20 protein-coding genes, 1 tRNA gene and 7 pseudogenes are annotated in these 26,305 nt (G+C 50.6%); 26 read left to right on the forward strand and 2 right to left on the reverse strand.

Annotated elements, in window-relative coordinates:
* Positions 1 to 23: 23 nt before the first annotated feature.
* Positions 24 to 329, forward strand: a complete 306-nt coding sequence (locus DWZ60_RS06710; protein WP_022462510.1) for an acylphosphatase — start codon at positions 24 to 26, stop codon at positions 327 to 329.
* Here the strand turns inward: DWZ60_RS06710 and DWZ60_RS06715 are convergent, their stop codons facing one another.
* Entirely contained in the window at positions 330 to 581 is a 252-nt protein-coding gene (locus DWZ60_RS06715; RefSeq protein WP_022462511.1) for a YlmC/YmxH family sporulation protein, read from the reverse strand. It lies immediately after the preceding gene.
* Positions 582 to 723: 142 nt separating this feature from the next.
* On the opposite strand from DWZ60_RS06715, the gene nrdR reads away from it, so the two are divergent.
* The 12 genes and pseudogenes from nrdR (at position 724) to metA (ending at position 11,759) form a co-directional block, all read left to right on the forward strand.
* Positions 724 to 1,176, forward strand: a complete 453-nt coding sequence (gene nrdR / locus DWZ60_RS06720) for a transcriptional regulator NrdR (protein ID WP_022462512.1) — start codon at positions 724 to 726, stop codon at positions 1,174 to 1,176.
* A 14-nt stretch (positions 1,177 to 1,190) separates the two neighbouring features.
* Positions 1,191 to 1,826: a DUF3786 domain-containing protein gene (locus DWZ60_RS06725; protein ID WP_117509119.1), complete on the forward strand. Its 636-nt coding sequence runs from the start codon at positions 1,191 to 1,193 to the stop codon at positions 1,824 to 1,826.
* Between the two features lie 130 nt (positions 1,827 to 1,956).
* Positions 1,957 to 3,314, forward strand: a pseudogene (locus DWZ60_RS06730) (citrate/2-methylcitrate synthase).
* Positions 3,315 to 3,418: 104 nt separating this feature from the next.
* Positions 3,419 to 4,306 carry a patatin-like phospholipase family protein gene (locus DWZ60_RS06735; protein WP_055218274.1) on the forward strand — a complete coding sequence of 296 codons (888 nt, stop codon included), beginning with the start codon at positions 3,419 to 3,421 and terminating at the stop codon, positions 4,304 to 4,306.
* Between the two features lie 74 nt (positions 4,307 to 4,380).
* A pseudogene (locus DWZ60_RS06740) lies at positions 4,381 to 4,904 on the forward strand (YqeG family HAD IIIA-type phosphatase).
* A gap of 84 nt (positions 4,905 to 4,988) precedes the next feature.
* Positions 4,989 to 5,546, forward strand: coding sequence for an elongation factor P (gene efp, locus DWZ60_RS06745; RefSeq protein ID WP_022462517.1), 558 nt, complete (start codon positions 4,989 to 4,991; stop codon positions 5,544 to 5,546).
* A gap of 269 nt (positions 5,547 to 5,815) precedes the next feature.
* A complete protein-coding gene (locus tag DWZ60_RS06750; RefSeq protein ID WP_147397730.1) occupies positions 5,816 to 6,727 on the forward strand; it encodes a DUF5688 family protein in 912 nt (303 codons plus the stop codon).
* A 127-nt stretch (positions 6,728 to 6,854) separates the two neighbouring features.
* Positions 6,855 to 6,927: transfer RNA gene (locus DWZ60_RS06755), tRNA-Arg, on the forward strand.
* 144 nt (positions 6,928 to 7,071) lie between these two features.
* The gene (locus tag DWZ60_RS06760; RefSeq protein ID WP_119221424.1) at positions 7,072 to 7,950 is read left to right on the forward strand and encodes a hypothetical protein; all 879 of its coding nucleotides are present in this window, start codon (positions 7,072 to 7,074) and stop codon (positions 7,948 to 7,950) included.
* 45 nt (positions 7,951 to 7,995) lie between these two features.
* Positions 7,996 to 8,726: pseudogene (locus DWZ60_RS20680) on the forward strand (pseudouridine synthase).
* Positions 8,723 to 10,677 (forward strand): annotated as a pseudogene (gene ligA, locus DWZ60_RS20685) (NAD-dependent DNA ligase LigA). The pseudogenes DWZ60_RS20680 and ligA overlap by 4 nt, the downstream one beginning before the upstream one ends.
* A 151-nt stretch (positions 10,678 to 10,828) precedes the next feature.
* Positions 10,829 to 11,759, forward strand: a pseudogene (gene metA, locus DWZ60_RS06775) (homoserine O-acetyltransferase MetA).
* An 88-nt stretch (positions 11,760 to 11,847) separates the two neighbouring features.
* Here the strand turns inward: metA and DWZ60_RS06780 are convergent.
* Positions 11,848 to 12,081: a helix-turn-helix domain-containing protein gene (locus tag DWZ60_RS06780; protein WP_022462523.1), complete on the reverse strand. Its 234-nt coding sequence runs from the start codon at positions 12,079 to 12,081 to the stop codon at positions 11,848 to 11,850.
* 237 nt (positions 12,082 to 12,318) lie between these two features.
* Between DWZ60_RS06780 and DWZ60_RS06785 the strand changes: the two genes are divergently transcribed.
* The 13 genes and pseudogenes from DWZ60_RS06785 (at position 12,319) to sdaAA (ending at position 26,295) form a co-directional block, all read left to right on the forward strand.
* Entirely contained in the window at positions 12,319 to 13,092 is a 774-nt protein-coding gene (locus DWZ60_RS06785) for a DUF6062 family protein (protein ID WP_117509116.1), read from the forward strand.
* A 31-nt stretch (positions 13,093 to 13,123) separates the two neighbouring features.
* Positions 13,124 to 15,193 (forward strand): LTA synthase family protein, encoded by a 2,070-nt coding sequence (locus DWZ60_RS06790; RefSeq protein WP_118594690.1) that lies wholly within the window; start codon positions 13,124 to 13,126, stop codon positions 15,191 to 15,193.
* A gap of 121 nt (positions 15,194 to 15,314) precedes the next feature.
* Positions 15,315 to 16,944, forward strand: a pseudogene (locus DWZ60_RS06795) (ABC-F family ATP-binding cassette domain-containing protein).
* A gap of 2 nt (positions 16,945 to 16,946) precedes the next feature.
* Positions 16,947 to 17,306: a hypothetical protein gene (locus tag DWZ60_RS06800; RefSeq protein WP_119188739.1), complete on the forward strand. Its 360-nt coding sequence runs from the start codon at positions 16,947 to 16,949 to the stop codon at positions 17,304 to 17,306.
* Positions 17,306 to 18,457 carry a DUF2298 domain-containing protein gene (locus tag DWZ60_RS06805; RefSeq protein WP_119221425.1) on the forward strand — a complete coding sequence of 384 codons (1,152 nt, stop codon included), beginning with the start codon at positions 17,306 to 17,308 and terminating at the stop codon, positions 18,455 to 18,457. The genes DWZ60_RS06800 and DWZ60_RS06805 overlap by 1 nt, the downstream gene beginning before the upstream one ends.
* Before the next feature lie 104 nt (positions 18,458 to 18,561).
* Positions 18,562 to 19,308, forward strand: a complete 747-nt coding sequence (locus DWZ60_RS06810) for a DUF2298 domain-containing protein (RefSeq protein WP_243038242.1) — start codon at positions 18,562 to 18,564, stop codon at positions 19,306 to 19,308.
* A gap of 116 nt (positions 19,309 to 19,424) precedes the next feature.
* The gene (locus tag DWZ60_RS06815; protein ID WP_158568302.1) at positions 19,425 to 20,099 is read left to right on the forward strand and encodes a polysaccharide deacetylase family protein; all 675 of its coding nucleotides are present in this window, start codon (positions 19,425 to 19,427) and stop codon (positions 20,097 to 20,099) included.
* Positions 20,100 to 20,212: 113 nt separating this feature from the next.
* Positions 20,213 to 21,535, forward strand: a complete 1,323-nt coding sequence (locus DWZ60_RS06820) for a replication-associated recombination protein A (protein WP_022462529.1) — start codon at positions 20,213 to 20,215, stop codon at positions 21,533 to 21,535.
* A 14-nt stretch (positions 21,536 to 21,549) separates the two neighbouring features.
* On the forward strand, positions 21,550 to 22,497 hold the full coding sequence (locus DWZ60_RS06825) for a TIGR01212 family radical SAM protein (protein WP_022462530.1): 948 nt from the start codon (positions 21,550 to 21,552) through the stop codon (positions 22,495 to 22,497).
* 41 nt (positions 22,498 to 22,538) lie between these two features.
* Positions 22,539 to 23,011: pseudogene (locus DWZ60_RS06830) on the forward strand (DUF4364 family protein).
* Between the two features lie 107 nt (positions 23,012 to 23,118).
* Positions 23,119 to 24,711, forward strand: coding sequence for a peptide chain release factor 3 (locus tag DWZ60_RS06835; protein WP_022462532.1), 1,593 nt, complete (start codon positions 23,119 to 23,121; stop codon positions 24,709 to 24,711).
* 38 nt (positions 24,712 to 24,749) lie between these two features.
* On the forward strand, positions 24,750 to 25,433 hold the full coding sequence (gene sdaAB, locus DWZ60_RS06840; RefSeq protein WP_117760405.1) for an L-serine ammonia-lyase, iron-sulfur-dependent subunit beta: 684 nt from the start codon (positions 24,750 to 24,752) through the stop codon (positions 25,431 to 25,433).
* Positions 25,423 to 26,295: an L-serine ammonia-lyase, iron-sulfur-dependent, subunit alpha gene (gene sdaAA / locus DWZ60_RS06845; protein ID WP_117760404.1), complete on the forward strand. Its 873-nt coding sequence runs from the start codon at positions 25,423 to 25,425 to the stop codon at positions 26,293 to 26,295. Before sdaAB ends, sdaAA begins: the two co-directional genes overlap by 11 nt.
* Positions 26,296 to 26,305 lie beyond the last annotated feature (10 nt).

The following is a 26,305-nucleotide window of genomic DNA, read 5'->3' on the forward strand; positions in this document are numbered from 1 at the left end:
TGACTGTTGGGAGGCAGAGAAATATGAACGAGACAGCGAAACGAGACAGAAGAGACGAAAAAGAAGAAATCCGGTACCATGTGATTTTCTACGGCCAGGTGCAGGGCGTGGGGTTCCGTTACCGGGCGTATTATGCTGCCTACCAGCTCGGACTGACAGGCTGGGTGAGAAACTGCTGGGATGAGACGGTGGAGATGGAGGTGCAGGGTGATGAGGAGACGATCACGGAGATGATCAAAAGGATCCGCACCTCCAGCTACATCGAAATCACGGATGCAAAATGGACGAAGATTCCGCTGGAATCGGAATTCGGTTTTCATATCCGTTGATCAGGGCTGTTTTTTCTCTTTTTCCGGAATTTCGACGAGAATGATATCGTTGCCGATCTGGCAGATGCGGTCCCATGGGATCACAAAATCCTCGCCGTGGCAGAAAAAGCCGCAGAATTTCACAGGACCCGGAAGAACGAGTCCGGTAAGATGTCCCGTTTTTGGATTGAATTCCACATCAATCGGACAGCCGAGCGTTTTGCAGGTGCAGATATTGATAACTTCTTTCTGGCGGAGATCTACAACGCGCATGCGGTGCTCCTTTTTACTGATTCCTATGGAAAAACATATGCGAAAATGTTGCTGCAGTTGACTTGAATTTCACGGAAAAATGCGTATACTGTAAAAGTAGAAAACTTTCCGAAATACTTATTTAGAAACGAGGACGAAAGATATGAGATGTCCATTTTGTAATCAGGATAATACCCGGGTTGTGGATTCACGCCCGATTGAAGACAGCAATGCGATCCGCCGCCGCCGGATGTGCGATGTCTGCGGCAGACGCTTTACGACATACGAAAAAGTGGAGACGATCCCTTTGATCGTCATCAAAAAAGATATGAACCGCGAGCAGTATGACCGCTCGAAAATCGAGACCGGTATCCTGCGCGCCTGCCACAAACGGCCGGTGTCCGCCGAGAAGATCAACGAGATGGTCAACAAGGTGGAGACGGAGCTTTTCAACGGCGAGGAACGCGAGATTCCAAGCTCTGTGATCGGAGAGAAGGTCATGCATTACTTAAAAGACCTGGATCAGGTGGCGTACGTCCGCTTTGCGTCGATTTACCGTGAGTTCAAGGACGTCAACACGTTCATGGACGAGCTGAAAAAGATGCTCGACAAATAGCGGGAGGCAAAAAAATGGAAGTGTCGAACTATATTAAAATGCGTGATCAGATGCAGGAACGTTTTCTGACATACGATCAGAAGGAGATCGAAGGAAAGTATGGCTTTGCGTTTGATGGCGATTATTTCTATGTGCCGTATCTTTTTGAAGAATGGAGAGTGAACCGCCATACCGGCGTTGTAGAGGGATCAAAAGACCATTTTCTTCATGTACATCAGGGCAGTTTCAATGAGACGCTGACGATTTTCGACCTGCTCTGCTGCGGAAAGAAGGAGATTGTGCTCGCCGGCACGTATGCGCGTACCAATTCCTTAAAGGGAACGATCAAAGGCCGCACGATTGCGTCCGGCGTTCACGACAGCCGCGCCGCACGGTATGACGGGCATGTGGAACAGCTGAAAAAAGCATGCGTTTCCCTTGGCGGAAAACCATATTTCCCGGGAGACGCTGCTTTTGTTTTTCATGTCTTTCCGTTTCTGCCGCTCGTCTTCCAGTTCTGGGAGTCCGATGAGGAATTCCCGCCGGTGCTGAAGTTTATGTGGGATGAAAACGTCCTCGATTATCTGCGGTTTGAGACGCTGTATTACGTGATGGGAGATTTCCTGGACGCACTGGATCAAGCCTTCGATGCATGTAAAACAGAAGCCTGATACCTTTTGTGAGACAAAATCTTACGAAAATTTTTCGAATGTTTATAAAAATTTCAGTATACGAATCCCTTGGTTTAATGCTATAATGAGCGAAAGTGAGTAAAAAAAGAGAAGAGAAAGGGGAATGCATATGGCTTTTAGCATGAAAGTAACACCGGAAATAGAGGAACTGACAAACATCTGTCTGGATAACTCCAAAATGGATGTTTCGCTGTATGGGCAATACGATGTAAAACGCGGACTGCGCGATGTCAACGGCGTTGGCGTCCTTGCGGGACTGACACAGATTTCAAACGTTGTGTCTTCGGATATCATTGACGGCGTCAAAACACCGTGTGACGGACGTCTGTACTACCGCGGCATCAACGTGGAAAACTGACCCAGGGATTTTTGAGTGAAAACCGTATGGGATTTGAAGAAGTCGCTTATCTGCTCCTGTTTGGAAATCTGCCGAATGAAGAGCAGCTTAAGCATTTTAAGACGATTTTAAAACAGCAGCAGTCCCTGCCGAAGAACTTTGTGCGTGACGTTGTTATGAAAGCGCCGACCAAGGACATGATGAACACTCTGTCCCGAAGCGTTCTGACCCTGTACGCGTACGACAACCACGCAGATGATACCTCCCTTCCGAATGTGCTTCGCCAGTGCATTAACCTGATTTCTGTTTTCCCGATGCTGTCCGTCTATGGCTATCAGGCGTACAACCATTATATCAAGGGAAAAAGTTTATATATCCACAATCCGTCGAAGAAGCTTTCCACCGCAGAAAACATTCTGCTGATGCTCCGCCCGGATCAGAAATACACCCCGCTGGAGGCGAAGATCCTCGATCTTGCCCTCGTCCTCCACATGGAGCACGGCGGCGGTAACAACTCAACCTTTACAACACATGTTGTTTCTTCTTCCGGAACCGATACGTACTCCGCAATTGCAGCGGCGCTCGGCTCCTTAAAGGGACCGAAGCACGGCGGTGCAAACATCAAGGTTGTGCGGATGTTCGACGATATGAAGTCACACGTCAAAGACTGGACGGATGAGGAAGAAGTATCGAATTACTTAAGAAAGCTGCTGCACAAAGAGGCGTTCGACCAGAAAGGTCTGATTTACGGTATGGGCCATGCGGTTTACTCCATTTCCGACCCGCGTGCGCGCATCTTCAAGACCTTCGTTGAGCAGCTGGCAAAAGAAAAACACAGAGAGAAAGATTACCGGCTGTACGCTATGGTCGAGGAACTGGCTCCGAAGATCATCGGCGAGGAGCGCCATATTTACAAAGGTGTATCCGCAAACGTCGACTTCTACAGCGGCTTCGTTTACAGCATGCTGGATCTTCCGCTGGAGCTCTACACCCCGATGTTCGCCTGCGCGCGTATCGTCGGCTGGAGTGCACACCGGATGGAGGAACTGATCAACACCGACAAGATCATCCGCCCGGCGTACAAGAGTGTCAAAGATGAAGTGGACTATGTTCCGCTGGAAAACAGATAAAACAGGCAGAAGGGCCGGAGCGTGTCGGGATTTTCCGATCTGCTCCGGCATTGCTCTGTGCAGGAAGTAATGTGTCATTGTGAAAAATAGGAGAGTGCAGGAGAATGAATGAGACAAAAAATTACAGCATAACAAAATCCGGAGCAGTCATATTGGAAGGAGGGGCCAATCGCGGCGTCTTTACAGCAGGAGCGCTGGACTTTCTGATGGAGCAGGAGTATTATATCCCTCATGTGATCGGCGTTTCCGCCGGAGCCTGCAATGCGCTGGACTATGTATCGCGCCAGATTGGCAGAACGAGGGACTGTATGATTGTCACGGATGAGAAAAACCGCTACGTCAATAAGAATATCAAGACAATCGTTGAGAAAAAAGCACTGCTCGACATGGATATGGTGTTCGAACGGTATCCGTATGAGATTTTTCCATTTGATTTTGATACGTATTTTGCATCGCCGCAGACGTGTGAGCTGGTTGTGACAAACTGTGAGACGGGACGCGCGGAATATCTGGATGACCGCGAAAATAAAGAACGTCTGCTTGCAATTGGCCGTGCATCATCGAGCATGCCGATCGCCTGCCCGATGGTGGAGATCGACGGAAACGAGTACGTCGACGGCGGTGTTGCCGATTCGATCCCGATTATCCGTTCCTTAAAGACGGGACACCGAAAAAATGTCATTATTCTGACACGGAATTTCGGTTACCGCAAAAAAGAGGGAACGAGAGGCTGGGAGCTGTATGTGGCGGCATTCCGCAAATACCCGAATCTCGTGCGTGCGCTTGTAAACCGCGCGAAACATTATAACCAGGTACTCGAATGCATCGAAAAATGGGAAGAAGAAGGCTCCGTCTTTGTGATCCGCCCGGAGATACCGGCGGTATCGCGTCTCGAAAAGGACGAGGAGAAGCTGCGGGAATTTTACCAGCACGGCTATGACCAGATGAAAGCAAATTTTGAGGCTCTGCAGGAGTTTCTGAAAGAAGAATAAAGTTACTGTATAAACGAAAAGAGGATTGGAGAAAGAAGATGAGTGGAAAAAACCAGAAGAACCGGGGAACTATACTGATGCGGATGTTTTACCCGGACCGGAGAGAAAAAAGTGCCTATACGATCGATTACGCGGATCTGTACCGGAAAGGATACCGGGGCGTGATTTTTGATATCGATAATACGCTTGTTCCGCACGGTGCGCCGGCAACGAAGGAGGCGGCTGCGTTCTTTGCGTCTCTTCGGGAGACTGGTTTTTCCACCTGTCTGCTTTCCAACAATCAGAAACCGCGTGTGGCTCCGTTTGCCGATGCGGTCGGTTCTATCTATATCGAAAATGCGCACAAGCCTTCGGTGAAAAACTACCAGGAGCATGCCGGAGAATGGGGATCAAAGAGGAGCAGGCGGTCTTTGTCGGGGATCAGCTTTTCACCGATGTGTACGGTGCAAAACGGACCGGACTTTACAATATTCTGACCGAGCCGATCAATCCGAAAGAGGAAATTCAGATCGTTCTGAAACGGTATCTGGAGCACATTGTACTGTTCTTTTATGAGCGTGATCTGGCCCGCGGCAGGATTACGAAAAAAAACAGTTGAAAAATCGGGAAAAATATTATATTATAAGATAAGCCTATGGTGCGCATTTGGCGCATCGTACTATGTTAAGGAGGAAAAATCAGAATGATTTCAGCAGGAGATTTTAGAAACGGCGTTACCCTCGAGATCGATGGTCAGGTCGTTCAGATTCTTGAATTTCAGCATGTAAAACCTGGTAAAGGAGCTGCATTCGTAAGAACAAAATTAAAAAATGTCATCAACGGTGGTGTGGTAGAGCGTACCTTCCGTCCGACTGAGAAATTCCCGCAGGCTCGTATCGAGCGTGTAGACATGCAGTATCTGTACAGCGATGGTGATTTATTCTACTTCATGAACGTAGAAAACTATGAGCAGATCGCTCTGAACGAAGAGACCATCGGAGATGCTCTGAAATTTGTAAAAGAAAACGAAATGGTTAAAGTATGTTCCTACAACGGAAATGTATTCGCAATCGAACCGCCTCTGTTTGTAGAGCTTGAGATCACCGAGACTGAGCCAGGCTTCAAGGGAGATACCGCACAGGGTGCTTCCAAACCGGCTACCGTTGAGACTGGTGCTACCGTAAGCGTTCCGCTGTTCGTAAACCAGGGAGACAAAATCAAAATTGATACCAGAACAGGTGAATATCTGTCCCGTGTATAAGTAAGACTGTTCCCGCCGTTGTCCGTCACAACTTTCTTTGTGGCGGACACGGTTTTCTAAATAAATAGAATATTCGTCTGAAAAATGGCTGATAAAGGCTGTCGGAAGCAGTCCGGGCCCGTTTTTCTCATCGTTCGAAGTTCCGCGAACCAACGAATCTCTGGCATATACAGATCTGTACAGAGGTTTTTAAGTTGTGTTTTTCGGAGCTTTTTTTGTTCCGTAAAGCAAAAATACAAAAGGCAATCAAACAGGAAAGGTGGGAAAAAATGGACTATCAGATGTTCAAAGAGCAGCTTGCCGCGCTGCTGAAAAGAAAAGCCGGCGATGATTTTGAGGTGAAGATAGAATCGGTGCAGAAGCTGAACGGTATCGAAAAAGAGGCGTTTGTCATCAGCAGAAAGAAGGACTGGATTGCACCGACGATCTACGTGGAGCTTCTGTATGAATGCTGTCTGCAGGGCGTGCCGCTTTCTCAGATTGCAGAAAAGGTACTGGAGCAGTACCGGAAAGTGGAAGCGGAGGCGAGAAGACCGGAGAAAGCTGCCTTTTTTACCAACTGGAAAAATGCTGCGCCGCAGATCTACTGCGAGCTCATTCATGCGGAGAAAAACCGTACGCTGCTCTCCGAAGTTCCGCACAGAAAATTTCTCGATCTCGCGGTCGTGTACTATTACCAGATGCGGGGAAACCGCGTGCCGGATGCGACAATTCTGATCCACGAGACGCACCGGGAGCTGTGGGGAATTTCGGCGGAGGAGCTGGATGCCCGTGCCTGGGAGAACACCCTGCGGGATCTGCCGGTGCGCACAGACAGCCTTATGGTGTATTTGAAAGAGGAGTACGGAGTAACGTTTCCCCGGTTCGAGCTTGGTCCGCTGGCGGAACAGTTTTACCTGGTCAGCAACCGCAGAGGAAAGCTGGGTGCAATCTGCATGTGCTATCCCGGCGTGCTGGAGAGTCTTTCGCAGCGCTTTGAGGCAAGTCTTTATGTGATTCCGAGCAGTATCCACGAGTGCATGGTGATTCCGGATTATGATGTGTTCCCGGAGGAGTGTCTTTCCGACATGGTACGGGACGTGAATGAAAAGACGGTCAAGCCGCAGGAGATTCTGTCGGATCACGTTTATTATTACCACCGGGAAAGCGGGGAACTGACGCTGTGTGAGGAAGAAACGTAAGCTGTGTGGCAGAATAGTCTGCGAATAATTTAAGAAAAAAATGGGCGGCTGGGTGGGAAAAATACTTTACAATTGCAGGAGTCTGTGGTAAACTATCATAGTGTGGTTGAGAAAACAGATCACATCAGCGTCTGTAGCTCAGGGGATAGAGCAACGGTTTCCGGTACCGTGTGTCGGGGGTTCGAATCCCTCCAGACGCGTTTTTGCTACATGGCATACTGCGGCGGGCAGGACCGGCGCAGGACAAGGAAAGCCCCTGCTTCGGTGTGAAGTAGAGGTTTTTTTGCTTACTGAGCATATCAATAACTGATCCGGCGGATCAGTTTTGATGAAGGAGGAAAAATATGGCAAAACCAATGACAACAAAAGATAAAATCCGGGAATGGATTTCCGATAATCTGCGCTACATGCTTCTGATCGGAGCAATTCTCCTGATTGTGGCAGCGGTTCTTCTCATCGTTCATCTGGTATCACCAAAAAACGATGGAAAATCGAGCGGCGGAACCGTAACAAGCAGCAGCACCGGAAACAATGTGCCGGATAAAAAGACACAGGTAAAAGCAGACAGCAAAGCAGATTCTGAGGACAGCACAGGCATTTCATCGGACGTTTCGGATTCCGCGAATGATTCCAGTGCAGATGCTTCCAGTACCGATACTGCCAGCGCGCCGGATGCAGAGGCTGAGCCGACAAGTGAGCCGGAAGCGGCAGACGATACCAGTAATACAGAGAATACCGATAATACGGCTGTCTCCTTTGCCGCGGACAATGTCCCGGAAGTAAGCACCGTGCTGGAGCAGTATTACACCGCGCTCGGTGCAAGGGATATCAACGGTCTTTTTGCAGTAACAGATAATCTGACCGCGGAGGAGCAGGCGCAGATTGAGGCAGAAAGCGATGTGGAGTCATACGGAGATGTAAAGGCCTACACGATCAGCGCTCCAAATGACGGAACGTACATCGCGTTTGTCAGCAGCAGATGCAAATATCTGGGAATCAACCAGACCCTGCCGATGCTTTCGGAGTATTATCTCTACACGACAGAAGACGGCAGCCTGAAAATCATGGATGATACCGACAGCGATGCGGCCGTAACCGAGGCTATGAAAGCGGCGCTCGAAAACGAAGAAGTCAAAAATCTGATCGAACAGGTTCAGAACGATTATCGGAATGCACTCGATGCAGATGCTTCCCTGAGAGTATATGTAGAGAGCATTCAGTAGGAACAATAGAATAATACAAAACAAAAAAAGCAGTTTCTGGTTTTTATGAAACTGCTTTTTTGGAAGGATAAAACCATGCGCTTAAACAAATACTTAAGTGATGCGGGCGTCTGCTCGCGGCGGGAGGCGGACCGTCTGACAGAAGCGGGCGAGATTACGGTAAACGGAAAACGCGCGGAAACCGGCATGCAGGTGGAGTCTGGCGACGTTGTTGTCGTGAAAGGCAAAACCGTTGTCCCGGAGGAGAAAAAAGTCTATCTCGCCTTCAACAAACCGCGCGGCATCGTCTGTACTGCGGAAAAACGGGAGAAAAACAACGTCATCGATTATCTGTCCTACCCGGTGCGGATTTACCCGGTGGGAAGACTCGATAAAGATTCCGAGGCCTCCTTCTGATGACGAACGACGGTGCGATCGTAAACGGTATCATGCGTGCCAGAAACCGCCACGAAAAAGAATACCAGGTCGAGGTAAACAAAGAGATTACACCGGAATTTCTGAAAGAAATGGCATCCGGCGTGCCGATTCTCGATACCGTGACGCGCTCGTGCCGGATCCAGAAAACGGGAGAGCGCAGCTTTACGATTATTCTGACGCAAGGGCTGAACCGTCAGATCCGGCGGATGTGCGAAGCATTAGGATATCGTGTCACAAAGCTGAAACGTGTGCGGATCATGAATATTCACTTGAAAGACCTGAAAACAGGGGAGTACCGCCCTTTAACGGAAAAAGAATTAGCAGAACTGAAAAAGCAGATCGGGGAGGAAAAGCGATGAACGAGACAGAACGGATGAAGGAACTGGTCAAAAAGCTGAACGAAGCGGCAAAAGCCTATTACCAGGAAGACCGGGAGATCATGAGCAACCTGGAGTACGACACGCTGTATGACGAACTGCAGGTATTAGAGGAAAAAACAGGCGTAACACTCGCCGGAAGCCCGACCACAAAAGTCGGCTACGAGGCGATGGACGAACTGCCGAAAGAAGCGCACGAGTCGCCGATGCTTTCCCTTGATAAAACGAAAGATGTGGAAGTGCTCCGCAGCTTCATCGGGGATCACAAAACGCTGCTATCCTGGAAGATGGACGGTCTGACCGTCGTTCTGACGTACCGCGGCGGTACCCTCGCAAAGGCCGTCACCCGTGGAAACGGCGTGATCGGAGAGGTTGTCACGAACAATGCAAAAGTGTTTGAAAATATTCCCTTAAAAATCCCGTACCAGGGAGAGCTGGTTCTGCGCGGCGAGGCGATCATCCGCTATTCCGATTTTGAGAAGATCAACGAGGAGATTGAGGATGTCGATGCGAAATACAAGAATCCGAGGAACCTCTGCAGCGGTTCTGTGCGCCAGCTGAACAATGAGATTACGGCAAAACGCCACGTTCATTTTATGGCATTTGCGCTTGTGAGCGCTCCGGAACAGGATTTCGAAAATTCCAGAATCCGTCAGATGGAGTGGCTGAAAGAGCAGGGCTTCGAGGTGGTGGAATACAAGGTTGTCACCAAAGATAACCTCGACGAGGCGATGCAATATTTCTCCACGAAAATCGAGACAAACGATTTCCCGTCCGATGGCCTTGTCGCGTTGTATGACGATATCGCCTACGGAGAATCACTCGGCACAACCGCGAAATTCCCGCGGAACGCTTTCGCCTTCAAATGGGCGGATGAACAGAAGGAGACCACTCTGCTTGAAATTGAGTGGAGCCCGTCGAGAACCGGTCTCATCAATCCGGTTGCGGTTTTTGAGCCGGTCGAGCTGGAAGGAACTTCGGTTTCCCGCGCAAGCGTCCACAACATCAGTATCATGCGTTCGCTGGATCTCGGTGTGGGTGATAAAATCCTTGTCTACAAAGCAAACATGATCATTCCACAGATCTCAGAGAATCTGACGAGAAGCGGTGTGCGCGATATTCCGGAAACGTGTCCTGCCTGCGGCGGTGCCACCCGGATTCAGATGATGAACAATGTCGAGACCCTCTACTGTACGAATCCGGAGTGCCCGGCAAAATTCATGAGGCATTCACCCTGTTTGTAAGCCGCGACGCGATGAACATCGACGGCATGTCGGAGGCAACGCTCGAAAAATTCGTGGGCCACGGCTTCATCCGTGAGTTTGCCGATATTTTCCGTCTCGACCGCTACCGCGACGAGATTGTGGAGATGGACGGTTTCGGTGAAAAATCATACCAGAATCTGATCGACAGCATCGAGCGCGCGAAAAACACAACGCTGCCCCGTCTGATTTTCGGACTTGGCATCTTAAATATCGGTCTTGCAAACGCGAGAATGATCTGCAAAGCCTTCGATTTCGATCTCGACCGGATCCGGAATGCATCGGCGGAGGATTTCGCGCAGATCGACGGTGTCGGAGAAGTGATTGCAAAAAGCATCGTGGATTACTTTGCGGATGAGGAAAATAAAGAACGCCTTGAGCGCCTTCTGTCGTATCTGACGATTGAGAAGCCGCAGGCAAGCCAGGAAGAACAGAAATTAGCCGGTCTTACCTTCGTCATCACCGGAAGTGTGGAACATTTCCCGAACCGGAATGCATTAAAGGCAAGAATCGAGGAGCTCGGCGGAAAAGCCACCGGAAGTGTAACGGGAAAGACGAGCTATCTGATCAACAACGACACGACATCCAGTTCCTCCAAAAACCGGAAAGCGCGCGAACTCGGCGTGCCGGTGATCTCAGAAGAGGAATTTCTGAAGATGACAGAAGAATAACGAAATATCTGCAAAGGCGGTTTGCCATCCCGCGCGGAATCTGCTATAATCGGAAGCAGACGGCAGAAATTCCTGCCGGAAAAAGCAAACCGCCTGTCTGCGCAGAGAAAAGCGCGGCAGATCAAGAAGAATAGAAACGAGGAAAAAGAATATGCCGGTTAAAGTTCAGGCAGATTTACCTGTAAAAGAAATACTCGAAAGCGAAAATATATTCGTCATGGACGAGACAAGAGCGGTTCATCAGACATCCGTCCGCTGAAGATTATGATCCTGAATCTGATGCCGCTCAAAGAAGATACCGAGCTGCAGCTTCTGCGCTCCCTTTCCAACACCTCCCTGCAGGTTGATGTCACCTTTCTGATGGTGGCAAGCCACGAGGCGAAAAATACATCGACCAGCCATCTGAACACGTTCTATGTGAAATTTGAGGATGTGCGGAAAAATTATTACGACGGTATGATCATCACGGTGCACCGGTCGAGCAGATGGAATTTGAAGAAGTTGACTACTGGGATGAACTGACAAAGATCATGGACTGGACGAACACACATGTTACCTCCACGATGTTCCTCTGCTGGGGAGCCCAGGCGAGTCTGTATCATTTCTACGGACTGAAGAAACGGATGCTTCCGGAGAAGAAATTCGGGCTGTTCTGGCACAAAGTCAACAACCGCAAGATCCCGCTTGTGCGAGGCTTCGATGACGAATTTCTGGCACCGCATTCCCGCCACACAGAAGTACCGATCGACGATATCCGTGCCTGCAAAGATGTCACGATTCTCGCAGAGTCCGACGAAGCCGGATTCTATCTTGGCATGGCGGAAGAGGGAAGAAAGATTTTTGTGATGGGTCATCCGGAGTACGACCGTATGACGCTCGACGGCGAGTACCACCGCGATAAAGACAAAGGACTCCCGATTGAGATTCCGAAGAACTATTATAAAAACGACGATCCAAATACAAAACCAGTGCTTTTATGGCGGTCACATGCGAACAATCTGTACACGAACTGGCTGAACTACTATGTATACCAGGTGACCCCGTATAATCTTGACGGAACTCCGGATTTTTCGGGAAAATAAGAGAGAAAAAGCCCCCCGCACCGGGCGCACACCGGCTGCGGGGGGTTGCTGTAAAAATCTGCTATAAAAAACGGAAAGCTTTCCGGGCTTACCGTTTGAAATCAAATAATGTTTTCAGCGGAATTTCGAGTGCTTCCGCAATATCCATCAGCTTGTTTAGAGACAGAGAGGTATGACTGTTTGGCGCTTCGATGTTGCTCATATGTGTACGGCTGATCTGGACAGCTTCGGCAAGCTCACTTTGCGTTAATCCGCGTGCTCTGCGATAAAAAGCGATGGTAAGACCGAGGAGGCGCATCTCCTCCGTATGACGTTCTCCCATTGCTGCGGCTCCTTTCTGAACAGAGTGATACAAAGACTTATATAATATTTATCTTAAACGATTAAATACCAAAAAGAAACAACTTTAAATTTTTATAATGCACATGTAAATTGTGCAAAATATAGAAATTATCCATCAGAATAATAGAAAAACAGGAAAAAGAGTTCTTTTGACAAATGAGAGGTTTTTGTGTATGCTGTAGAAAGCACCAACAAATAAAATCGGAGGTTTTTGCATATGAAAGAGTCGATCCATACCATTCCGCTGATGGATGCATTTAAGGCGGAAGATGAGTGCCCGTTCTGCTATCTGGAGCGGGAAGCAGAGCAGCATGCGATTTCGTTTGCGCTTGGTTCCGGCGCATCCTACATGGAGGATGATGTGCGTGCGGAAACAGACGCGATGGGATTCTGCCGCCACCACTATAAAATGATGTACGATTACGGAAACCGTCTCGGAAGCGGTCTGATTTTATCCACCCATCTGAAAAAACTGAACCAGGAGCTTGCCGCACAGATGGATCTGTTTGCACCGGGAAAATCCTCGGTGTTCAAGCGGATGCAGAAGACATCCCTCGACAAACAGGGCCGTGAGACTGCGATCGGCCAGTGGATTGATGAGAAGACGCATTCGTGCTACGTCTGCGATCACTTCAAGGCAAACTATAACCGCTATCTTGATACGTTCTTTGATCTCTACAAAAAAGACGAGGAGTTTGCAAGACTGTTCCGCGAGGGAAAAGGCTTCTGTCTGCCGCATTTTGCGGATCTGGTAGAAACGGCGGAGAAAAAGCTGAATGATAAACAGAAAGCGGAATTTTACCCGACTCTGTTCAAAATCATGAAAGAAAATTACCAGCGGCTGCAGGAAGAGGTAACATGGTTTACTGACAAATTCGATTACCGCAACAAGGATAAGGACTGGGGAAATTCAAAAGATTCCATCCAGCGCTGTATGCAAAAATTAGGCGGCGGCTATCCGGCGGACGAGCCGTTTACGGAAGGATTATAATTCTTGTTTATAAAAGGAGCATAAAGTTTCGATGCAGAAGTTTTATCAGAGATTAAAAGAGAATCAAAAGGAGCGCGCCCGGTGCGCGTTTCTTGTTTTGTATTTCGGCGTGCTGGCGGTGCTGCTGTTTCTGGCGCGCCCGCTGCTGGATACGACGGCGGCAGACCGGGAGTGGAGTATTCACTTTCTGTTCCCGTGCCTGCTGGCGTGTATCATACTGACGACAGTTGTCAGTTTCTGCCGGTTTGCTGCAAAGCCGGACCAGAAACCAAAACCGCGCTATGTGGGATGGAAACAGCCGATTCTGATGCTGGCAAACGCAGCCTATCTGTTTGCCACACTGGAATTTGTCACAAACAGCCAGTTCCGGGAGATGAAATGGTATTATGCGTTGTTGAATATCGGTGTCATTTTCGTACTTTCCATTCTCGTTTCCCTCTTTCTGAACTCCATCCGCCGCGCGATGATTTTCATGAACATCTTTTATTTCTGCATGAGTCTGGTATTCTACTATGTTTATCTGTTCCGCGGAGAAGCGTTCCAGCTCATCGACCTGTACAGCATTGCGACGGCGGCGGACGTAGTCGGCGGCTACAAATTCGAGATCACAGGTGAAATCGTGACTTCGTTTATCACGATGATGCTCGTTGTGCGCCTCTGGCTGCAGAGCCGGGAATACCGTTTTGCACGGAAAACGAGGAATAAAATTCTGCTCCGCGTGGCTGCTGCTGCGCTGACGCTCGGAACATACCTGGCGTATATGAATCTGAACTGGAACGCCGAGTTCGGTGTCATCAGTGACCTCTGGAATCCGGCGAAGACATACCGCCAGTACGGAACGACAGTCGGTTTTACCGCGGTCGCCAAATACATGCGCCTGACACCGCCGGACGGCTATTCGAAAGACGAAGTGACAGCGATTGCCGATACGAGCGAGAAAGAGACGAAAACAGAAGATCTTCGAAAAGATAATGCGGATAGCGTGACACCCGTCAACATCATCGCGATCATGAACGAGTCGTGGTTTGACTACCGTTCCGTCGGCGATCCGCAGACGAGCGAGAGCTACATGCCGTTCCTCGATTCGCTGACCGAAAATATCATCAAAGGGCACACGCTGACGTGTACCAAGGGCGGCGGAACAGCAAAAACGGAGTATGAGTTCCTGACCGGAAACTCCTGCAAGCGGTTCCCGGGCATGGTGCCGTACGTCAGCTACTTTACGCACAGCCAGTATTCCCTTGTCACGACGTTAAAAGACCAGGGTTATCAGGCAATTGCGATGCATCCGAACAAGGCGACAAACTGGAAGCGGAGCACGGCATACCGTTTCCTTGATTTTGATGATTTCATCTCGATTGATCAGTTCTCCGATACGGCCAAGCGGTACCGCGGCATGATCAGCGATCAGGCGAACTATGAGAAGATCGTGGAAACCTACGAGAACAAGGAGCCGGGCAGCCCGTTCTTCCTCTTTGATGTGACGATGCAGAACCACAGCGGCTACACGAACCGTTATTTCCAGGCGGATATCAACTGCAACGGCTACGACAGTGATGAGGCCGATCAGTATTTCTCCCTGTTAAAGCTTTCCGATGAGGCAATTTCCTATCTGATCCGGTATTTCCAGCAGGTGGACGAGCCGACGATGATCATTATGTTCGGCGATCATTCCCCGAAACTGCCGGATGCGTTTGAAACATGGATTGCCGGAGACGCCTATCAGAATCTTTCGGTCGAGGATCAGGAGAAGTTCTATGGAACCCCGTTCTTCATCTGGACCAACTACAGCATGAAATCCGAGAGCAATGTCTGGATCAGCACAAACTATCTCTCAAGCTATGCGTTAAGCCTTACCGGCCTGGAACTGACGCCGTACAACGAGTATCTGCTTGATCTGCGCGAGAAGATGCCGGCGCTCAATCACCTCGGCTTTTTAGCAAGTGACGGAACCTGGTACCGCTGGAACGACAGCGATGCGCCGGAGGAGGATCTCGAGTACGAACGGCAGTATGAATGCCTGCAGTACAATGAACTGATCGACAAAAAAGACCGGGATGACAGCTTTTTTACAATTTCCGGTGAAAAAGACGAAGAATAAGGGCTTTCCCTACTTGCCAGAAAACGGAAACCTATGGTAGACTATACTCCGTATGACCGGGAAACCCCGGCGGTAACTTCACGTTTACAATTAAGAATAAGAAAATGAGGTTTTAAAAAGTATGATTGCAGCAAATAATGTGACACTTCGTGTCGGAAAAAAAGCGTTGTTTGAAGATGTCAATATCAAATTCACCGAGGGAAACTGCTACGGCATGATCGGTGCCAACGGAGCGGGAAAATCAACCTTTCTGAAAATCTTGTCCGGCCAGCTTGAACCGACAAACGGAGACGTAACCATCACACCGGGCCAGCGTCTTTCCTTCCTCGAGCAGGACCACTTCAAATACGACAGCTATCCGGTACTCGACACCGTTATCATGGGAAATGCCCGTCTCTATGAGATCATGAAAGAGAAAGAGGCGCTGTACGCAAAAGAAGACTCACCGATGAGGACGGTATCAAAGCGAGCGAGCTCGAGGGTGAGTTTGCAGAGATGAACGGCTGGGAGGCAGAGACCGATGCAGAGCAGCTCTTAAACGCCTTGGCATTGAGCCGGAACTGCACTACGCACAGATGGCAGACCTGACCGGCAGCCAGAAGGTCAAAGTTCTTCTTGCAAGAGCCCTGTTCGGAAACCCGGACATCCTTCTTCTCGACGAGCCGACCAACCACCTGGACCTCGATGCGATCGAGTGGCTTGAGGAGTTCCTGATCAACTTCGAGAATACCGTTATCGTCGTATCCCACGACCGTTACTTCCTGAATAAAGTCTGCACCCAGATCGCAGATATAGATTACGGAAAAATCCAGCTCTATGCCGGAAACTACGACTTCTGGTTTGAGTCCAGCCAGCTGCTGGTAAAACAGATGAAAGAGGCGAACAAGAAGAAAGAGGAGAAGATCAAAGAGTTACAGGACTTCATCTCTAGATTCAGCGCCAACGCATCGAAGAGTAAACAGGCTACTTCCCGTAAGAAAGCCCTGGAGAAAATCCAGCTCGACGATATCAAACCGTCCAGCCGGAAATATCCTTACATCGATTTCCGTCCGAACCGTGAGATCGGAAACGACGTTCTGCAGGTAGAGGGACTGACCAAAACCGTAGACGGCGTGAAAATCCTGGATAACTTAAGCTTCACCCTCGGAAGAGAAGATAAAGTTGCTTTCGTCGGAAGCAACGAGCAGGCGATCACCATGCTGTTCAAGATTCTGACCGGAGAAGAAGAGCCGGATTCCGGTTACTACAAATGGGGCGTAACCACTACACAGGCTTACTTCCCGAAGGACAACACCGCAGAATTCGACTGCGACCTGACGATCGCAGACTGGCTGACCCAGTATTCCGAGATCAAGGACGTAACGTATGTCCGCGGATTCCTCGGAAGAATGCTTTTTGCCGGTGAGGACGGCGTGAAACGTGTCAGAGTCCTTTCCGGAGGAGAGAAAGTGCGCTGCCTGCTCTCCAAGATGATGATTTCCGGTGCAAACGTTCTCGTTCTTGACGAGCCGACCAACCATCTGGATATGGAGTCCATCACTGCACTGAACAACGGTCTGATCAAATTCCCGGGCGTGCTGCTGTTCACCTGCCACGACCATCAGTTTGTACAGACTACAGCAAACCGTATCATGGAGATCCTTCCGAACGGCGCGCTGATCGATAAGATGACCACCTACGACGAGTATCTTGCAAGCGATGAGATGGCAAGAAAACGTCATGTCTATACAATGACAGAGGAAGATAATTAAAGATGAGCAAAAAGACGACAGTTTCCGGCATTCTGCTGGTGTTGCTTGTGCTGGCCACAACGCCGCTTCTTGGAACGGACAACGTTTCGTTCCTGAAGTGGTGGCTTATGACCCTGGTGCTCGGTATTGGATTTTATCCGGCTGCCGCAGCGCTGTTTCCGCGGTTTCATGACCGGGGATGGATGTTTTCTAAAGTGCTTGGCATCGTTGTTTCCGGTTTTGCTGTATTTGCTCTTGGAAGCTTCGGACTGGTTCCGTTTACCGCACCGGTCTGCCTGATCACAGTCGGTGTACTGATCCTGGCTTCCTGGATTTTCGGATGTTTTAGGTACGCGTCCATGCGCCGGAAATCGACTTCCTGATGATGGAAGAAGTGTTGTTTTTCGCCTTTTTCCTTCTCTGGACCTATCTTGCGGGCTTTCACCCGGAGGCACACGGAACCGAAAAATTCATGGATTATGGTTTTATGAAGGCCATGATGCGCAGCACCGCCGTTCCGGCAGAGGATCTCTGGTACAGCGGAAGCGGTATTAACTACTATTACGGCGGCCAGTTCTATGCCGTATTTCTGACGAAGATTACCTTCACGGATGTAAAGCAGACGTACCATCTGATGCGTACGATGGTGGCATCGCTCGCGTTTGTTCTGCCGTTTTCGATCACCTACCATCTGGCAGAGTCGCGTGCGTGCCACCGCATCCGGAAAGAGGGCGGCAATAAAAGCCAGATTGCACCGGTGCTTGGCGGTCTTCTTTCGGGAGGCGCCGTTTCCCTTGCCGGAAATATGCACTATGTGATTTACGGCTGCATCCGCCAGTGGCTGGGACTGAACGAATCGGCTTACTGGTTCCCGAGTTCGACCCGCTATATCGGGTATGACCCGCTTGTGGAAAATGACCGCACGATTCATGAGTTTCCATCGTATTCCTTTGTGCTCGGCGACCTGCATGCCCATGTGGTGAATGTCATGTTCGTCCTGCTGGTGCTGGGCCTTTTATATTCCTACGTGAAAAATACCTGCCGTGATCCGGAAAAAGAGTGGAAATGGTCGTTAAAAGACGTTCTGCTTCAGCCGCAGATCATCGCGGCGGGCTTTCTGATCGGTGTGTTCCACTGGTCCAACTACTGGGATTTTGTTATCTATTTCGTCGTGATTGCAGGCTTCTCTCTGTACAGTGCGCTGTACCGGTATCATGCGCGGGCGAAAGAGACGATCGGAACGGTTCTCCTGCAGGCTGCAGAAGCTTTTGCAATTGGAACGATTGTCGCCCTTCCGTTTACAATGAAGTTTGAGACGATGGTTTCCGGTGTCGGCATTGCCAAGCACCATTCGATGCTGTATCAGCTGGCGATTCTCTGGGGGCTTCCGACGGTGCTCGTTGTGCTGTTTATCGCAGCCGTTCTGCTAGCATGGCGGAAAAACTGTCATCTTCCGGGCATGGAGAGGCAGGGACAGATTGTACTTGCCGATGGAAAGACGCAGGAAGAGGTGGAAGAGCAGGCCGTTGCCTGATTCTGGGAGAGAAAAAACCGGAGCCGGGCGAAAAAGAAACGGCGGAAAAGCCAAAAAAAGTTTCTGCCTTCTGTAATTTCTGGAGAGAGATTGCGGTGAGCGATATGGTGATCGGTATTTTAGGCCTCTGTGCCATCGGCCTTATCATCATTCCGGAGCTCGTCTATGTGCGCGATATCTACGAAGAATCGTATGCGCGCTCCAACACGATGTTCAAGCTGACGTATCAGGCATTTATCCTGTTCGGTATCTGCATGAGCTACATCATCACGCGGTTCCTGCTCTGGAAAAAAGAGCGGATTCTGCAGGTGTTCGGCGGAATCGGGCTGGTACTGCTTTTATGGACGTTCGGCTATTTTGGAACGAGCGTGTACTCCTGGTTCGGAAATGTTTTCGATCTGTCCGAGTACCGCGGACTCGATGCGACAGCATATCTGGAAAATGTCTTTTCCGAGGACGCAGGTGCCATCCGCTGGCTGGATGAAACAATAGAAGGACAGTCGGTTGTGCTTGAGGCGAACGGCGACAGCTACAGCGATTACGAGCGTGTTTCCGCAATGACCGGCCTTCCGACCGTGCTTGGATGGTATGTCCATGAATGGCTCTGGAGAGGGGATCCCGCAGACTTAAATGTCCGCGCCGAGGACGTGAAACAGATGTACACCTCGACCGATACGAATGAAGTGCTGCGCCTGCTGGAGCAGTATCATGTGACCTACATTTTTGTGGGAAGCAAAGAAAAGGAGAAATACGGCGATGCACTGAACGAATCGCTGCTGCAGTCCATCGGAGATATCGTTTACCAGGATACTGCGTCCGGTACGCATATTCTTCAGGTGCAGGATACATAAAGAACAAAAACAGGAGAAAAGAACCGCCGGGTGCGGCATCTTTTCTCCTGTTTTTCATATAATACAGGGAATGCAGAAGAAAGTGCGAAGGGCAGACCATGCGGAGATTCCGAAAAGTGCGGCACGTTCCTCTGCCGCTTCTGGCTGTGATAATGGCGGCTATTCTGTTTGCAGAGCTGGCACGGTGTGAAAGAGAAGGCGCGAAAGAGACAGCGGCGGAAGCAGAAAAAAGTGTGCCCCGCCGTGCGGCACTGACATTTGATGACGGGCCGAATGCGTGCTATACGCCGGAGGTGCTTGAAATTTTAAAAGAAAATGAAATTCCGGCAACGTTTTTTCTGCAGGGGCAGTGTCTTGCCGGAAACGAAGAAATCGTCCGCCGGATGCATGCGGAAGGCCATCTGATCGGAAATCATACGTTTCATCATGTTCAGCTTACGAAAGTATCAGAAGAGGAAGCGAGGGAGGAGGTCGTGAAAACAAGCAATGCAATCTACGAGATCACAGGGGAATATCCCGTCTATATCCGTCCGCCGTTCGGGGAATGGAGAGAGGGGCTGGACCTTGCAGTGACGATGATCCCGGTACTCTGGGATGTGGATTCCCGCGACTGGGAGAGCCAGAACACCGCGTCGATCTGCAGCGAGGTGCTTCCGAATGTGAAGGATGGCAGCATTATTCTCATGCATGACGGCTACCGCGCGACAGTGGAAGCGCTGCGGCGGATCTTAAAAGAATTAAAAGAAGAGGGATACACGTTTGTGACGGTGCGTGAGCTGATTGAAGAATAGCTTCCGCGGATTCCATCGAACATAGTTGCGGAGAATCCGAGATTAAGGGGTTGAGGATACCCGCCAAAATGTGATAAGATAAATGGCAGGAAGAAAAATGGGGTGAAAAATACATGGATTTGTTTGATTATATGAAAGAAACCACAATGGAAAAAGAGTCCCCCCTCGCATCGCGCATGCGCCCGACAACGCTGGACGAGGTGGTTGGACAGGAGCACATCATCGGCCCTGGAAAGCTGTTGTACCGTGCGATCAAGGCGGATAAACTTGGCTCCGTCATTTTCTACGGCCCTCCGGGAACGGGAAAAACGACGCTTGCCCGCGTCATCGCCAACACGACAAGCGCAGAGTTTACCCAGCTGAATGCCACGACAGCCGGCAAAAAGGATATGGAAGAAGTCGTAAAAGAAGCGCAGCAGCGGATCGGCATGTACGGCAAAAAGACGATTCTTTTTGTCGACGAGATCCACCGCTTCAACAAGGGGCAACAGGATTATCTGCTTCCGTTTGTGGAGGACGGCACACTCGTTCTGATTGGCGCGACGACGGAAAACCCGTATTTCGAGGTCAACGGGGCGCTGATTTCGCGTTCCATTATCTTTGAATTAAAGCCGCTCGAAAAAGAGGACATCGAAAAACTGCTGGAGCGCGCGGTGACGGACCCGGTAAAGGGGCTCGGGACGTACAACGTTGTGCTCGATGCGGATGCAAAAGAGTTCCTCGCCGACATCGCAGGCGGTGACGCGAGAGCGGCCTTAAATGCAATCGAGCTGGGCGTCCTCTCGACGGAACGTCAGGCGGACGGAAAAATCCATATCGATCTCGAAACGGCATCGGAGTGCATCCAGAAGCGCGTCGTGCGGTACGACAAGACGGGCGATCAGCATTACGATACGATCTCTGCATTTATTAAGAGCATGCGCGGTTCTGACCCGGATGCGGCGGTCTTTTATCTGGCCAAAATGCTGTATGCCGGGGAGGATATCAAGTTTATCGCCCGCCGCATCATGATCTGCGCGGCGGAGGATGTCGGCCTTGCCGATCCGAATGCCTTAAATGTAGCAGTTTCCGCGTCCCTTGCCGTGGAACGCGTCGGCATGCCGGAGGCGCAGATTATTCTGGCGGAGGCAGCCACGTATGTTGCCTGTGCACCGAAGAGTAATTCTTCGTGCGAGGCAGTCTTTGCGGCGATGAAGACGGTCGGAAGTGTGCGGACGTCGGTTCCGCCGCATCTGCAGGACGCCCATTACAAAGGTTCTGCAAAACTCGGCCACGGTCAAGGCTATCAGTATGCACATGATTACCCGAATCACTACGTCGAGCAGCAGTATCTGCCGGACGAGATCTTAGGAAGCCGTTTCCTTCATCTTGGAACGAACGGCTATGAGCAGAAGATCCGGGAAAACTTCAAAAAAATTGGAAAAGACATCGAATAAAAGGGGAAGAAATCATGACAGACTGGCTTGGAAAGCCGTATTATTCGCTGGACGCCTATCTGAAAAAGACGTTCGGGGAAAAAGTGTACAAGCTCTCGCTCGACGGCGGGATGACGTGTCCGAACCGGGACGGCACCTGCGGTGACCGGGGCTGCATTTTCTGCAGTGCGGGCGGCTCCGGTGATTTTGCCGGGGACAGAAACAAATCCATCCCGGAACAGATCCGGGAGCAGAAATCCCTCCTGCAGCAAAAGCGGCCGGTGCATAAGTTCATCGCCTATTTCCAGGCGTATACGAACACGTACGCGCCGGTGGAATATCTGGAAAAAATTTTCCGGGAGGCAATTTCGGACGAGGAGGTCGTGGTCCTTTCGATCGGAACGAGACCGGACTGCTTAGGGGAAGAGGTTCTTTCTCTGTTAGAAGAGCTGAACCGGATCAAACCGGTCTGGTTGGAGCTGGGACTGCAGACGATGCATGAAAAAACGGCACAGTATATCCGAAGGGGCTATCCGCTTTCCTGTTTTGAACAGGCAGTAAACGAGCTGCACAGGCGGGGGATTCCCGTGATTGTCCACACGATCCTCGGTCTGCCGGGGGAGGGACAGGAAGAAGTCTTTGCAACAATGGATTACCTGAATGGACTTTCCATTTCCGGCATCAAGCTTCAGCTGCTTCATGTGCTGAAAAACACGGATCTTGCGGCGGACTACGCGGCCGGAAAATTTGAGGTGCTGGAGCAGGAGGCGTATCTTACCCTTGTCATCGACTGTCTGCGGCGCCTCCGTCCCGATCTTGTGATCCACCGTGTGACGGGAGACGGCCCCGGGGATCTTCTGATTGCACCAACATGGAGCCAGGCAAAACGCGCCGTCTTAAATGAGCTGCATCATCGCATGAAAGAAGAACATGCGTATCAGGGACAGCTTCTGGACGAAGAAAAAGGAGGAAACACACCGTGATTGAATCATCCTTTACGTTATACAAACTGATTATTCTCTACATGCTGCAGAATGTGAATTTTCCGCTGTCAAATACACAGATTTCGGATTTATCCTGGAAAAAGAGTACACGAACTACTTTCATCTCCAGGAGGCGTTAAGCGAGCTGCAGGATACAAAGCTGATCGAGATCGAGAAGGTGCGCAACACCTCGTACTACCACATGACTGAGGAGGGCAGCAAGACGCTTTCCTTCTTCGAAAACGAGATCTCTCCGGAAATCCGGGAGGAAATCGACCGCTATATGAAGGAACACTCCTATGAACTGCGAAAAAAAGCGTCCGTTGTGGCCGATTACTACAAGACCGCGGGAGATGACTACGAGGTCCGCTGTCAGGCAAGAGAGCGGAAGACGACTATTTTTGAGATTGTCGTGACGGTTCCGTCCGAGGAGGCGGCCAAAAAGATCTGCAGCAACTGGGAAAACCGGAGTCAGAAGATTTATGCTTCGATTATGAATGAACTGTCAAGATAACGATTGACAGGAATGGTGGCATATAATAGAATAAATTAGTATGTCTAAAAAGCATAAACATGGAAAACATAGTAAATAAGATTTTATATTCCAAAGGAGATAAAACTGTGCCTGATTATACAAAAGAAATTGAAAGACGGCGTACCTTTGCCATCATTTCCCACCCGGATGCCGGTAAAACCACACTGACTGAGAAATTCCTGCTGTACGGAGGAGCGATCAATCTCGCCGGTTCCGTAAAAGGAAAAGCGACTGCGCGCCATGCCGTATCCGACTGGATGGAGATCGAGAAAGAGCGTGGTATTTCCGTTACCTCTTCCGTTCTGCAGTTCAATTACGACGGCTACTGCATCAACATTCTGGATACCCCGGGACACCAGGACTTCTCGGAGGATACGTACCGTACCCTGATGGCAGCCGATTCCGCCGTTATGGTGATCGATGCCTCAAAGGGTGTCGAGGCACAGACCAGAAAGCTGTTTAAAGTCTGTGTCATGCGCCACATCCCGATCTTTACCTTCATCAACAAGATGGACCGCGATGCGAACGATACCTTCGAGCTGCTCGACGAGATCGAAAAAGAGCTCGGCATTGCAACCTGCCCGATCAACTGGCCGATCGGTTCCGGAAAGAAATTCCGCGGTGTTTACGACCGTGACAAAAAGAAAGTCCTTACCTTCTCCGATACAATGAAGGGAACGAAGGAAGGTATCGAGGAAGAAATTGATATCGACGATCCGCATCTTCTCGATGTGGTCGATGAGGACCAGAAAGAACAGCTTATGGATGAGATCGAGCTGCTCGACGGCGCAAGTGCAGAGTTTGACCAGGAGCTTGTCAGCAAGGGAGAGCTCTCCCCGGTATTCTTCGGATCTGCGCTCACCAACTTTGGTGTGGAGACTTTTCTGCAGCACTTCCTCACGATGACGATGCCGCCGCTTCCGCGTACGGCAGACTGCGGCGTGATCGATCCGGTCAAAGAGGATTTCTCTGCGTTTGTCTTTAAAATCCAGGCAAACATGAACAAAGCACACCGTGACCGTATCGCATTCATGCGCATCTGCTCCGGCAAATTCGACGCCGGAATGGAAGTCTTCCATGTGCAGGGAGGAAAGAAAATGCGTCTTTCCCAGCCGCAGCAGATGATGGCGAGTGACCGTCATATTGTTGATGAAGCATACGCCGGCGATATCATCGGTGTATTTGACCCGGGCATCTTCTCTATCGGAGATACGATCTGTATGCCGGGCAAAAAATTCGCATACGAGGGAATTCCGACCTTCGCGCCGGAGCATTTTGCAAGAGTGCGCCAGCTCGATACGATGAAGAGAAAACAGTTCGTCAAGGGAATTTCCCAGATTGCACAGGAAGGTGCGATCCAGATTTTCCAGGAGTACAAAGGCGGCATGGAGGAGATCATCGTCGGCGTTGTCGGCGTCCTGCAGTTTGACGTTTTAAAATACCGTCTGGAGAACGAGTACAACGTGGATATCCGTCTGGAGAACCTGCCGTATGAGCACATCCGCTGGATCGCAAACAAAGAGGAGATCAACCTGGACCGTATTCAGGGTACATCCGATATGAAGAAGGTCATGGACCTCAAGGGAAATCCGCTGCTTCTCTTTGTCAATCCGTGGAGTGTCGGCATGGTACAGGATCGAAACAAAGACCTTGTGCTGACCGAATTCAGCAAAAACTAAGAACAAAAGAGCGGGATGCCGCTTAAAAAGGAGAAGGAATGAACTTATTCGATATTCTGGGCCCTGTGATGGTCGGTCCGTCGAGTTCGCACACAGCGGGGGCAGTGCGGATTGGATGGATGACGCAGAAACTTCTCGGGGAACAGCCGGTGGAAGCAAAAATACTGATGTACGGTTCCTTTGCCGCAACGGGAAAGGGTCATGGAACGGACCGCGGTCTCGTCGCGGGTCTTCTCGGCATGCGGCCGGATGACGAGCGGATTCCGGACAGCTTTGAAATTGCCCGGAAGATGGGTCTTTCCTATTCATTCGGCATCGCCAATCTGACGAGTGCCCATCCGAACAGCGTCGTTCTGGAAGTAAAGGGAAAGAGCGGCCGGACGCTCGAGGTGCAGGCGTGCTCCCTTGGCGGCGGCCGTATCATGATCAACCGCCTCGACGGGCTGGATGTCAACTGCAGCTGCGAGATTCCGACCCTGATCGTCCACAATCTGGACCAGCCGGGCCACGTAGCCGAGGTTACGTCGATGCTGGCACATAAGTCAGTCAACATTGCGAATATGTCCCTCTACCGCGACAAGAGAGGCGGATCGGCCGTCATGGTCGTGGAGATGGATCAGCCGCTTCCCAAAGAGTCGCTGGAATGGCTGGAGCATCGTGAGGGCATTGTAAAGGTAACATACATCAACGTAACGGAAGGAGAAGAGGACGATGTTTTATAATTCACTGGAAGAAATTGTCCGGGAGTGCCAGGAAAAAGACCTGCCGTTTGATGAAGTTATCCTTCTGGACGATATGAATGAGAGAAATGTAAGCCGCGAAGAGTCCATTGAGACGATGCGCGGCATGTGGGAAGCCATGAAAGGCGCTGAACGGAATTACGACGGTTCGCTGCAGTCGAGAAGCGGTCTTGTGGGCGGCGCCGGAAAGACGATGCGTGCGTATGTCGAGAGCGGGAACACGCTCTGCGGACCGTTTGTCGGAAAAGTTATGGCATCTGCACTTGCGATGGGTGAGTCAAACGCCTGCATGAAGCGGATCGTTGCAGCACCGACCGCAGGAGCGTGCGGTGTGCTTCCGGCTGTGCTCGTGAATTACCAGAAAGAGAAGGGGACAGCGGATGAGCAGATCGTGCGTGCGCTCTACACGGCAGCCGGTATCGGCCAGGTCGTTGCGGCGCGGGCCTACATTGCGGGCGCTTCCGGCGGCTGCCAGGCCGAAATCGGAACAGCAAGCGCGATGGCGGCAGGCGCACTGACCGCACTTGGCGGCGGCACTCCGTCCCAGATCACGCATGCGGCAGCGATGGCATTAAAGAACCTGCTCGGTCTCGTGTGTGACCCGGTCGGCGGTCTTGTCGAGGTCCCGTGCGTCAAGCGGAATGTGATCGGTTCCGTGAATGCACTTTCTGCGGCGGACATGGCACTTGCGGGAATCATAAGCCGCATTCCGCCGGATCAGGTGATCGATGCGATGCGGGAAGTCGGCGACCAGATGCATCCGAGTCTGCGCGAAACCGGCCAGGGCGGCCTTGCCAACACGCCGGCAGCACGCGAGTGGTGCGCGGCACAGGAAGAAGAATAAAAAAAACTTT

Origin of the sequence: Blautia sp. AF34-10 (assembly GCF_003477865.1) — a bacterium.
Classification (GTDB): domain Bacteria; phylum Bacillota; class Clostridia; order Lachnospirales; family Lachnospiraceae; genus Fusicatenibacter; species Fusicatenibacter saccharivorans.

What these genes read in the sequence shown, in the direction of transcription:
- DWZ60_RS06710 (WP_022462510.1), top strand. Translation starts at nt 24, where the DNA reads ATGAACGAGACAGCGAAACGAGACAGAAGAGACGAAAAAGAAGAAATC.
- DWZ60_RS06715 (WP_022462511.1), bottom strand. Translation starts at nt 581, where the DNA reads ATGCGCGTTGTAGATCTCCGCCAGAAAGAAGTTATCAATATCTGCACC.
- nrdR (WP_022462512.1), top strand. Translation starts at nt 724, where the DNA reads ATGAGATGTCCATTTTGTAATCAGGATAATACCCGGGTTGTGGATTCA.
- DWZ60_RS06725 (WP_117509119.1), top strand. Translation starts at nt 1,191, where the DNA reads ATGGAAGTGTCGAACTATATTAAAATGCGTGATCAGATGCAGGAACGT.
- DWZ60_RS06735 (WP_055218274.1), top strand. Translation starts at nt 3,419, where the DNA reads ATGAATGAGACAAAAAATTACAGCATAACAAAATCCGGAGCAGTCATA.
- efp (WP_022462517.1), top strand. Translation starts at nt 4,989, where the DNA reads ATGATTTCAGCAGGAGATTTTAGAAACGGCGTTACCCTCGAGATCGAT.
- DWZ60_RS06750 (WP_147397730.1), top strand. Translation starts at nt 5,816, where the DNA reads ATGGACTATCAGATGTTCAAAGAGCAGCTTGCCGCGCTGCTGAAAAGA.
- DWZ60_RS06760 (WP_119221424.1), top strand. Translation starts at nt 7,072, where the DNA reads ATGGCAAAACCAATGACAACAAAAGATAAAATCCGGGAATGGATTTCC.
- DWZ60_RS06780 (WP_022462523.1), bottom strand. Translation starts at nt 12,081, where the DNA reads ATGGGAGAACGTCATACGGAGGAGATGCGCCTCCTCGGTCTTACCATC.
- DWZ60_RS06785 (WP_117509116.1), top strand. Translation starts at nt 12,319, where the DNA reads ATGAAAGAGTCGATCCATACCATTCCGCTGATGGATGCATTTAAGGCG.
- DWZ60_RS06790 (WP_118594690.1), top strand. Translation starts at nt 13,124, where the DNA reads ATGCAGAAGTTTTATCAGAGATTAAAAGAGAATCAAAAGGAGCGCGCC.
- DWZ60_RS06800 (WP_119188739.1), top strand. Translation starts at nt 16,947, where the DNA reads ATGAGCAAAAAGACGACAGTTTCCGGCATTCTGCTGGTGTTGCTTGTG.
- DWZ60_RS06805 (WP_119221425.1), top strand. Translation starts at nt 17,306, where the DNA reads ATGATGGAAGAAGTGTTGTTTTTCGCCTTTTTCCTTCTCTGGACCTAT.
- DWZ60_RS06810 (WP_243038242.1), top strand. Translation starts at nt 18,562, where the DNA reads ATGGTGATCGGTATTTTAGGCCTCTGTGCCATCGGCCTTATCATCATT.
- DWZ60_RS06820 (WP_022462529.1), top strand. Translation starts at nt 20,213, where the DNA reads ATGGATTTGTTTGATTATATGAAAGAAACCACAATGGAAAAAGAGTCC.
- DWZ60_RS06825 (WP_022462530.1), top strand. Translation starts at nt 21,550, where the DNA reads ATGACAGACTGGCTTGGAAAGCCGTATTATTCGCTGGACGCCTATCTG.
- sdaAB (WP_117760405.1), top strand. Translation starts at nt 24,750, where the DNA reads ATGAACTTATTCGATATTCTGGGCCCTGTGATGGTCGGTCCGTCGAGT.
- sdaAA (WP_117760404.1), top strand. Translation starts at nt 25,423, where the DNA reads ATGTTTTATAATTCACTGGAAGAAATTGTCCGGGAGTGCCAGGAAAAA.